This is a genomic window from Paenibacillus solanacearum, assembly GCF_910593845.1.
In the GTDB taxonomy this organism is placed as follows: Bacteria; Bacillota; Bacilli; order Paenibacillales; family NBRC-103111; genus Paenibacillus_G; species Paenibacillus_G solanacearum.
On record NZ_CAJVAS010000126.1, the window covers coordinates 1 to 632 of the forward strand.

A 632-nucleotide genomic window follows, 5' to 3' on the forward strand; every position below is an offset into this window, starting at 1 on the left:
CCGGTACGGGGACCGTGTCAGGTGGGCAGTTTGACTGGGGCGGTCGCCTCCTAAAAAGTAACGGAGGCGCCCCAAGGTTCCCTCAGAATGGTTGGAAATCATTCGAAGAGTGCAAAGGCATAAGGGAGCTTGACTGCGAGACAAACAGGTCGAGCAGGGACGAAAGTCGGGCTTAGTGATCCGGTGGTACCGAATGGAAGGGCCATCGCTCAACGGATAAAAGCTACCCTGGGGATAACAGGCTTATCTCCCCCAAGAGTCCACATCGACGGGGAGGTTTGGCACCTCGATGTCGGCTCATCGCATCCTGGGGCTGAAGTAGGTCCCAAGGGTTGGGCTGTTCGCCCATTAAAGCGGTACGCGAGCTGGGTTCAGAACGTCGTGAGACAGTTCGGTCCCTATCTGTCGCGGGCGCAGGAAATTTGAGAGGAGCTGTCCTTAGTACGAGAGGACCGGGATGGACGTACCGCTGGTGTACCAGTTGTTCCGCCAGGAGCACGGCTGGATAGCCAAGTACGGACGGGATAAGCGCTGAAAGCATCTAAGCGTGAAGCCCCCCTCAAGATGAGATTTCCCAGTATGTAAGACCCCTTGTAGACGACGAGGTAGATAGGTTCGGGGTGGAAGCGCGG

General features: G+C 57.0%; 1 rRNA gene. It reads left to right on the plus strand.

The features are described 5' to 3' along the window. A 23S ribosomal RNA gene (locus KXG62_RS33890) occupies nucleotides 1–632 on the plus strand; the annotation flags it as partial.